Origin of the sequence: Microbacterium sp. ISL-103, from assembly GCF_018613995.1 — a bacterium.
In the GTDB taxonomy this organism is placed as follows: domain Bacteria; phylum Actinomycetota; class Actinomycetes; order Actinomycetales; family Microbacteriaceae; genus Microbacterium.
Map to the genome: position 1 here is coordinate 1 of NZ_JAGGPD010000012.1, position 8,448 is coordinate 8,448.

Annotated in this window: 9 protein-coding genes; 3 read left to right on the plus strand and 6 right to left on the minus strand. The window is 68.9% G+C overall.

All coding sequences use genetic code 11. The features are described 5' to 3' along the window. From J7E68_RS00650 to J7E68_RS00665, 4 genes are all read right to left on the minus strand, one after another. A partial coding sequence (locus J7E68_RS00650) for a hypothetical protein (protein ID WP_215168902.1) occupies positions 1-188 on the minus strand: 188 nt, incomplete at its 3' end. Further along, positions 185-1,195, minus strand: a complete 1,011-nt coding sequence (locus tag J7E68_RS00655) for an ABC transporter permease (RefSeq protein ID WP_215168905.1) — start codon at positions 1,193-1,195, stop codon at positions 185-187. The genes J7E68_RS00655 and J7E68_RS00650, both read right to left, overlap by 4 nt. Positions 1,196-1,235: 40 nt before the next feature. Further along, a complete protein-coding gene (locus J7E68_RS00660) occupies positions 1,236-2,321 on the minus strand; it encodes a substrate-binding domain-containing protein (RefSeq protein ID WP_215168907.1) in 1,086 nt (361 codons plus the stop codon). 71 nt (positions 2,322-2,392) lie between these two features. Beyond that, entirely contained in the window at positions 2,393-3,202 is an 810-nt protein-coding gene (locus tag J7E68_RS00665; protein WP_215168909.1) for an ATP-binding cassette domain-containing protein, read from the minus strand. A gap of 208 nt (positions 3,203-3,410) precedes the next feature. On the opposite strand from J7E68_RS00665, the gene J7E68_RS00670 reads away from it, so the two are divergent. From J7E68_RS00670 to J7E68_RS00680, 3 genes are read left to right on the plus strand one after another with little or no spacing between them, the layout of a single operon-like run. Then, positions 3,411-4,832, plus strand: coding sequence for an aldehyde dehydrogenase (locus J7E68_RS00670; RefSeq protein ID WP_215168912.1), 1,422 nt, complete (start codon positions 3,411-3,413; stop codon positions 4,830-4,832). A 40-nt stretch (positions 4,833-4,872) separates the two neighbouring features. Further along, entirely contained in the window at positions 4,873-5,652 is a 780-nt protein-coding gene (locus tag J7E68_RS00675) for a 3-oxoacyl-ACP reductase (protein ID WP_215168914.1), read from the plus strand. A gap of 34 nt (positions 5,653-5,686) precedes the next feature. After that, complete coding sequence (locus J7E68_RS00680; protein ID WP_215168916.1) at positions 5,687-6,400, plus strand: FadR/GntR family transcriptional regulator; 714 nt, start codon at positions 5,687-5,689, stop codon at positions 6,398-6,400. Positions 6,401-6,436: 36 nt separating this feature from the next. On the opposite strand, the gene J7E68_RS00685 is transcribed toward J7E68_RS00680, so the two are convergent. Both J7E68_RS00685 and J7E68_RS00690 read right to left on the minus strand, forming a co-directional pair. Continuing rightward, on the minus strand, positions 6,437-7,825 hold the full coding sequence (locus J7E68_RS00685) for an aspartate aminotransferase family protein (protein WP_215168918.1): 1,389 nt from the start codon (positions 7,823-7,825) through the stop codon (positions 6,437-6,439). Between the two features lie 25 nt (positions 7,826-7,850). Continuing rightward, on the minus strand, positions 7,851-8,448 hold a 598-nt coding region (locus J7E68_RS00690), incomplete at its 5' end, for an aldehyde dehydrogenase family protein (protein WP_215168920.1).

Here is an 8,448-nt window from a genome sequence, read left to right on the forward strand (position 1 = left end):
GCCACGCCGACGATGCGCACGTGCGAGGCCGAGAAGAAAGCCGGGCCGACCGAGATCGCGCCGATGACGACGACGGCGGCGAGCATCAGCGCGATGCTGCCGACGGGACCTTTGAGGTACGAGAGCACCCGAGGGAGCAGAGCCTGGGGCGTCTGCATGTCGGATGCCGGGGCGAATGCCGTGGTCATCGTGCACCTCTCTTGATGCGGAAGCCGTCGATGCCGACGGCGATGATGAGGAGTGCGCCCTGGAAGATCAGTGCGAATGCCGGCGGGAGCCCGAAGAAGGCGATCGACACCGGGATGGTCGAGAGGAAGCCGACGCTGAGCAGCAGCACCAGGAAGTTGCCCTTGCCGCCCGAGAGGCTGATGCCTGCGAGGATCACCGCGGCGATCACGATGAGCTGATAGCTGGCCCCGGCGTTGGGGGTGAAGCTCGGGGTGACCGAGGCGAACAGCACGCCGGCGACTCCGGCGACCGCGCCGGCGCCCGAGAACGTCGCCAGGCGCACGCGGCGCAGCGAGACGCCGCGGGCACGAGCGGCCTGGGCGTTGCCGCCCACGGCGGTGAGGCGTCGGCCCCAGCGCGTCCAGGTGATGGCGAGTCCTGCGAGCACGAGGATCACGAGCATGGGCCAGAAGATGTTCGGCAGGCCCAGGAACTGCCCGAGTCCGAAGGCGCGAAGGGCCGACCCCGACGGGATCTGCGCCGACTTGAATCCGATCATCATGATCGCGAGGCCGCCGAAGCCGGTGGCGAGCGTGACGATGATCGGGTTGAGCTTGCCGTAGACGACGATCAGGCCGTTCAGCAGGCCCCAGGCTCCGCCGGCGACGATGCCGCAGAGCACCGCGAGCAGGTCGGGCACGCCGGCACCCAAGAGGGTGACGGTGGCCCAGGCGCTGACGACCAGGGCGACGGGCAGGCTGAGGTCGAGCAGGCCGCCGCCGATGACGACGATGCCCTGCGCGACCGAGAGGACGCCCGAGATCGCCATCGTGAAGGTGATGGCGAGCAGCGACTGCGTCGAGAGGAAGTCCGGGCGGACGATGGTGGTCGCCGCGGCGAGCAGGAACCAGACCGCGGCGATGGTGAGCGCATCGCGCAGGGCGGTGCGGCTCCCCGCGTCCGGGCGCGCTGTGCGCGCACCCGAACGCGGGGCGGCCGGATCGGCCGTGAGGGTGGGAGTCGTCATGTGAGTCTCGTTCTTCTCGAGACCGATCCGGGAGGAACGGTTAGTTCTTGCAGTAGAGGTCGTAGAGGGTCGTGCCCTCGTCGGCCTGGGAGATCTCGGCGACGCGCTCCTCGATACCGGGGATCTCGGCGGCCTGCTCCTGGGTCACGGCGCACGGCTGCACGCTCACCGCTGCGTCATCGCCCGTGTCCTTGACCTCGGGCGCATCGCCGGCGGCGATCTCGTCCAGGATCTGGAAGGCGTAGGCCGCGTACCCCTCGAGGAAGTACATGACGCTGCCGGCGAGGTTCGGGTCGACGTTGTCGCCCGTGATCAGGCCGCCGTCCTGGCCCCAGCCCATGATGTTGGCGTCACGGCCCAGCTGCGTCGCCGCCTGCAGGGCGCCCACGACAGCCTGGTCGTTGAGTCCGACAACGAGGATGTTCTCGGCATCCGGGTGCGCGGCGAAGACGCCCGGCGCGTTCTGCAGCGAGGTGGTGAGGTTGCCATCGGCCTCGTACGCGACGTACGCGTCTTCTGGGATGTCGGGGCAGACCTCGCCGATCGCCGTCGCGGCGTTGCCGGTGCGCCAGGTGTCGATCTGTCCGGCCGCGGTGCCCTGCGCCGAGATGACGAGGTCGACGTCGCAGTCCCACTCGCTCTTGGCGAGCTCGCCGAGAGCCGTGCCGCCCTCGGTGCCTGCGGCGGCGTTGTCGATGCCGACGAAGTACCAGCCCTCCTGGGCGATGTCGAACGTGATGACCGGGATCTCGGCATCCGCGTACTTCTTCGCGATGACCGGGTTCGCCTCGGGGCGTCCGTTGAACATCATCACGGCGTCGACGCCCTGCTGCACGAAGAGGTCGGCGTTCTTCACAGCGGTCGCCTCGTCGCCGTCGTTGCTGAGCTCGACGTACTTCCAGCCGCGCTGCTCGGCGAGAGCCTGGGCGACGTCGCCCTGGTAGTCCTGCCAGTCGGCGTCGGCCTGACCGCCGACCGCGAAGCCGAGCGTGAAGGTGTCGTCATCTCCGCCTGAGCCGGAGCCGCCGGATGCCTGGTCGGCACAGCCGACCATCGCGATGGCCGATACGAGTGCCACGCCGGCGCCGAGCAGGCGCAGGGCGGTGCGGGGTGAGTGATGCGTCATTGCAGTGCTCCTCTTGAATAGGTGTGGTTCGGGTGGTGCGGGTTCTTGCGGGTGGTGAAGCGTGCTCGTCGTCAGCTGACGAGGGTCTCGGTGTCCTCCGGAGTGGGGACGTCTGCGGGGAGCGCCCCGGTGATGAGGCCGACGATGTCCTGCGCGGTGACGTCGGCGATGTCGCGCACGGCGACCGACCGCCCGAGGCGCATGACGGTGACGCGGTCGGCGACCGTGTGCAGCTGCTGCATGTTGTGGCTGACGAGGATCACGCTGACGCCGTGCTCGCGCAGGCGGCCGATGAGATCGAGCACCTGCTGCGACTCGCGTACGCCGAGTGCTGCGGTGGGCTCGTCGAGGATCACGATGCTGCGGCCCCAGAGCAGCGCCCGGGCGATCGCGAGGCACTGACGCTGTCCGCCTGACATGCCCTTGACCGACACGTTGACCGACTGGATGCCGACGCCGAGCTCGGCGAGCACCTCGCGTGACCGGGCGCGCATGCCGCGGTCGTTCACGATGTTCAGCGCCTTGAGGATCGGGTTGGTCGAGAGCTCTTCACGACCGAGGTACACGTTCTGCACGGCCGACATCGTGTCGACGAGCGCGAGATCCTGATAGACGGTCTCGATGCCGGCGGCCAGGGCGTCGGTCGGGCGACGGAAGTCGACCGGCTTCCCCTCGACCTCGATGGTGCCGCCGTCGGGCACCACCGCGCCCGAGAGCACCTTGAGCAGCGTCGACTTGCCGGCGCCGTTGTCGCCGACCAGGCCCATGACCTCGCCGCGGCGCAGGGTGAGCGATGCGTCGGCGAGAGCGGTCACCGCGCCGTACCGGCGCGAGATGTTGCGAGCGTGGAGAACCAGATCCTGGTCAGCAGCGAGTGCCATGATCAACCTCATTGTCGAAGGGGCGAAACGTGATTTTAAACGTTTCAGGTGTTTAAAACGTTTCAGACTCTACATCGCGATCTCTCGAACCGGCAAGAACTTTTCTCTCCGACCCCAAGACTGCAAGTACAAGGACGCCCTAGTAAATATCCGGGGGCCGAAGTACCATCGACATAGTGCCAACGACGGCGCGAAGGGACATCGCACAATGACTCGTACCATTCCCCATTTCGTAGGCGGAAAGCATCTCAGCCCCGAGGGCGGACGCTTCGCCGACGTGTTCGATCCGAGCACCGGTTCCGTGCAGGCGCGGGTGCCGCTGGCCTCCGCCGACGCGGTCGCCGCGGTCATCGCGAACGCCGAGGCGGCTCAGGCCGCATGGGCGGCGACCAATCCGCAGAAGCGCGCGCGGGTGCTGCTGCGGTTCCTCGATCTGGTGCAGCGCGAGATGACAGAGCTCGCCGAACTGCTCGCGAGCGAGCACGGCAAGACCGTCGACGATGCGAAGGGCGACATCCAGCGCGGACTCGAGGTCATCGAGTTCTCCGCCGGCGCTCCGCACCTGCTCAAGGGCGAGTACTCGACCGGCGCCGGAGCAGGCATCGACGTCTACTCCATGCGTCAGCCGCTCGGAGTCGTCGCGGCGATCACTCCGTTCAACTTCCCCGCCATGATCCCGCTGTGGAAGGCGGGCCCCGCCCTCGCCGCGGGCAACGCCGTGGTGCTCAAGCCCGCCGAGCTCACTCCTCTGACGGCCATCCGACTCGGCGAGCTCGCCCTCGAGGCGGGTCTTCCCGAGGGGCTCTTCGAGGTCGTCACAGGCTCTGGCTCGGTCGTCGGGCAGCGGCTCGTCGAGCATCCGGATGTGCGCAAGGTCGTGTTCACCGGCTCGACCGAGGTCGGCATCGAGGTCGCCGCCGGATGCGCCAGAGCGCTCAAGCCCGTCACGCTGGAGCTCGGCGGCAAGAGCGCCAACATCGTCTTCGCGGATGCCGATCTCGAGAAGGCGGTCGCGGCGGTTCCGGGGTCGGTGTTCGACAACGCGGGTCAGGACTGCTGCGCGCGCAGCCGACTGCTCGTGCAGCGCTCGGTCTACGATCGGTTCCTCGAACTGCTCGAACCGGCGGTCAGGGCATGGCGGGTCGGCGACCCCTCGAGTGCTGACACCGACATGGGTCCGCTCATCTCGGCCGCGCACCGCGACACGGTGTCGGGGTTCCTCGACGACGCGAACATCGCTTTCCGGGGCAGTGCCCCCCAGGGCGACGGATTCTGGTTCGCCCCTGCCGTGGTGCTCGCAGACCCCTCTGACCGGATCGCACAGCAGGAGGTCTTCGGCCCGGTCGTCGCGGTGATGCCGTTCGACGACGAGGCCGATGCGATCCGTCTCGCGAACGACACCGCCTACGGGCTCGCCGGCTCGATCTGGACCGAGAACCTCGGCCGTGCGGTGCGCGTCTCGCGCGGCGTGCAGAGCGGGGTGCTGTCGGTGAACTCGCACGCGTCGGTGCGCTACGCGACGCCGTTCGGAGGCATGAAGGCCTCGGGCCTCGGGCGGGAGCTCGGACCCGATGCTGCCGAGCACTTCACCGAGACCAAGAACGTCTTCTTCGCGACCGACGACGCCTGATCGCGACCCGGCCCCACATCCACTGCAACGGAGAACACACATGAGCATCGATCTGACCCAGCGCCTCAAGGACCGCGTCGCCATCATCACCGGTGGGGCCAGCGGCATCGGCTTCGCCACCGCCCAGCGCTTCGCCGCCGAGGGTGCGTTCGTCGTCATCGCCGACGTCGACCCCGCCACGGGCGAGAAAGCGGCAGCCGAGATCGGCGGTGCGTTCCGGCCCGTCGACGTCGCCGACGAGGCCAAGGTGAACGCGCTGTTCGACGGGGTCGCTGCGGAGTTCGGCCGCATCGACATCGCCTTCAACAACGCCGGCATCTCGCCCGCCGACGACGACTCGATCGAGACGACCGAGCTGCCGGCGTGGGACCGTGTGCAGGACGTCAATCTCAAGAGCGTCTACCTCTGCAGCCGTGCAGCACTTCGCCACATGGTGCCGGCGGGCCGGGGGTCGATCATCAACACCGCATCCTTCGTCGCCCTGCTGGGGTCGGCGACCTCGCAGATCAGCTACACCGCGTCGAAGGGCGGAGTGCTGGCGATGTCGCGCGAGCTCGGCGTGCAGTTCGCGCGACAGGGAGTGCGCGTGAACGCCCTGTGCCCGGGGCCTGTGAACACCCCGCTGCTGCAGGAGCTGTTCGCGAAGGATCCGGAGCGCGCGCAGCGCCGCCTCGTGCACGTGCCGATGGGACGCTTCGCCGAACCGTCCGAACTCGCCGCCGCCGTGGCATTCCTCGCCTCGGATGACTCGTCGTTCATCACCGCCAGTGCCTTCGTTGTCGACGGCGGCATCACCAACGCCTACGTCACCCCGCTGTGAAGCGGGATCATGTCGCTGTGACAGGCTGAGAAGCATGAGCGAGCACGCATCCGACGGCGATCTCGTCGCGGTGCGCCGGGCGGTCTACCGGCCGCTGCGTCGAGGCAACGCCCTCGAGGATGCGGTCGCTCGCCTCGTGCAGACCATCCGTCTCGGCGTCGTCGCCCCTGGGGAGTCGCTGCCGCCGGAGCGTGAGCTCGCGGCATCGTTCGGGGTGAGCCGCGACACCGTGCGCGAGGCGATCCGCGAGCTCGCGGACACCGGGTATCTGGTGCCCAAGCGCGGGCGGTACGGCGGCACGTTCGTTGCCGATCCGCTGCCGCAGCCCTCGGATGCCGGCCCCGTGACCGCGGCCGACATCGACGATGTCCTGGGCCTCCGTCTCGTGCTCGAGACCGGCGCGGTGCGTGCTGCCGCGAGCCGGACGCTCGATGCCCCGACGCGCGCCGACCTGTGGGCACGGCATGAAGCGGCATTGCCCGCCGGCCCCGNNGACACCCTGCTGCACCTCGCGATCGCCGAGGCTGCGGGCATCCCGTCGCTCGTCGCACTCGTGGTCGAGAACAGGGCCGACGTCAACGCCTGGCTCGACACGTTCCCCCTGATGCCGCGGAACATCCAGCACTCGGGCGAGCAGCACGAGCGCATCGTCACGGCGATCCTCGCCGGTCGCCCCGACGTCGCCGAGGCCGCGATGCGCGATCATCTCGCGGGGTCAGAGGCGCTGCTGCGCGGCTTCCTGATCTGAATCCGCGCAGCAGCGCTCGTCTGATTCGCGACGGCCTCAGTTCGCCGCGGCCTCGTCGGCGACGGCCAGGGCCTCGTCGAGAACGGTGAGACCGCGCACCAGGTCGTCTTCGCTGATCACGAGCGGCGGCGCCACGTGCATGCGGTTGAAGTGCGTGAACGGCCAGACGCCGGCCTTCTTGGCGGCGGCGGCGAAGGCGGCGACCGGCGCAGCATCCGCTCCGCTCGCGTTGAACGGCACGAGTGGCTCGCGCGTCTCTCTGTCACGCACGAGCTCGACCGCCCAGAACAGGCCACGGCCGCGCACCTCGCCGACACTCGGGTGGGTGTCGACCCAGCGACGCAGCGTCGGCTCGACGACGCGCTCGCCGAGGTCGCGCACGCGCTCGAGGATGCCGTCGCGGCGGAACACCTCGAACGTCGCGACGCCCGCGGCGCACGCGAGCGGGTGGCCCGAGTACGTCAGTCCCCCGGCGAACGGCGTGGTGTCGAAGGCGCGCGCGATGCGCTCGGAGATCACGACCCCGCCCAGCGGCACGTAGCCGGAGTTGACGCCCTTGGCGAAGGTGATGAGGTCGGGCCGACCGTCGTACGCGTCGATGCCGAACCACTCGCCGAGACGGCCGAAGCCGACCATGACCTCGTCGGCGATGTAGACGATGCCGTAGCGGTCGCACAGTTCGCGGACGCCCTGCAGGTAGCCGGGCGGGGGCACGAGCACGCCGTTCGTGCCGACCACGGTCTCGATGATGATCGCAGCGATCGTCGCGGGTCCCTCGAGCTGGATCGTCTGCTCGAGGTGGGCGAGTGCGCGCTCGGACTCCTGCTCGGGGGTCTCGGCGTGGAACGGCGAGCGATAGAGGTAGGGGCCGAAGAACCGCACGGCGCCCGAATCGGGAGTGCCGTTGGCCCAGCGCCGCGGGTCACCCGTCAGCGAGATCGCGGTCGAGGTCGACCCGTGATAGCTGCGGTACATCGAGAGCACCTTGTGGCGCCCCGTCGACTGACGCGCCATGCGCACCGCGTACTCGTTGGCCTCGGCGCCGCCGTTCGTGAAGAAGACCTTCTCGAACCCCTCGGGGGCGACCTCGACGATGAGCCGGGCGAGCTCGCCCCGCACGTCGTTCGCCATCGCGGGCTGGATCGTCGACAGACGCCCCGCCTGCTGCTGGATCGCGGCGATCAGATCGGGATGCTGGTGCCCGAGGTTCAGGTTCACCAGCTGGCTCGAGAAGTCGAGATAGGCGTTGCCGGCGTAGTCCCAGAACGTCGAGCCCTCGCCCGCGGCGACGGGAAGCGGATCGATCAGGCCCTGCGCGCTCCACGAGTGGAACACGTGGCCGCGGTCATCCGCGCGCACCTGCGCCTCGGCCTCGGGGGCAGGCAGCGTGTGGGATGCACCGTGCCGGTCGGTGTAGTTCGTCATGTCTCGTGTCTCAGCTCTCGGAGTCTCAGTGGTTGCTCGGGAAGCCCAGGTCGATCTGCGAGGGCGTGTGGTCGGGCCAGCGAGTGGTGACCACCTTCGACCGAGTGTAGAAGTGCACCGACTCGGGGCCGTAGATGTGCGAGTCGCCGAACAGCGAGTCCTTCCAGCCGCCGAAAGAGTAGGCGCCGATCGGCACGGGGATCGGCACGTTGACGCCGACCATGCCGATCTCGATGTCGAACTCGTACTGGCGGGCGGTGCCGCCGTCTCGCGTGAAGATCGCCGTGCCGTTGCCGTACACGTTCGCGTTGACGAGCTCGACGGCCTCGGCATACGTCTCGACGCGCACGACCGAGAGCACCGGACCGAAGATCTCGTCGTCGTACACCTTCATGCCCGGGGCGACCTGATCGATCAGGCTGACTCCGATGAAGAAGCCCTCGGAGTCGAACCGCTTCGTCGTGCCGTCGACCACCACGGTCGCACCCTCGGCTGCGGCACCAGTGACGTACGAGGCGACGCGGTCGCGGTGCTCGCGGGTGATGAGCGGACCCATCTCGCTCGCCGCGTCCGTGCCCGCACCGATCGAGAGGCCGTCGATGCGCGAGGCGATGGCGGCCACC

Excerpts from the sequence above, each read along its gene's own strand:
- J7E68_RS00660 (WP_215168907.1), bottom strand. The coding sequence starts at position 2,321 with ATGACGCATCACTCACCCCGCACCGCCCTGCGCCTGCTCGGCGCCGGC.
- J7E68_RS00655 (WP_215168905.1), bottom strand. The coding sequence starts at position 1,195 with ATGACGACTCCCACCCTCACGGCCGATCCGGCCGCCCCGCGTTCGGGT.
- J7E68_RS00670 (WP_215168912.1), top strand. The coding sequence starts at position 3,411 with ATGACTCGTACCATTCCCCATTTCGTAGGCGGAAAGCATCTCAGCCCC.
- J7E68_RS00665 (WP_215168909.1), bottom strand. The coding sequence starts at position 3,202 with ATGGCACTCGCTGCTGACCAGGATCTGGTTCTCCACGCTCGCAACATC.
- J7E68_RS00675 (WP_215168914.1), top strand. The coding sequence starts at position 4,873 with ATGAGCATCGATCTGACCCAGCGCCTCAAGGACCGCGTCGCCATCATC.
- J7E68_RS00685 (WP_215168918.1), bottom strand. The coding sequence starts at position 7,825 with ATGACGAACTACACCGACCGGCACGGTGCATCCCACACGCTGCCTGCC.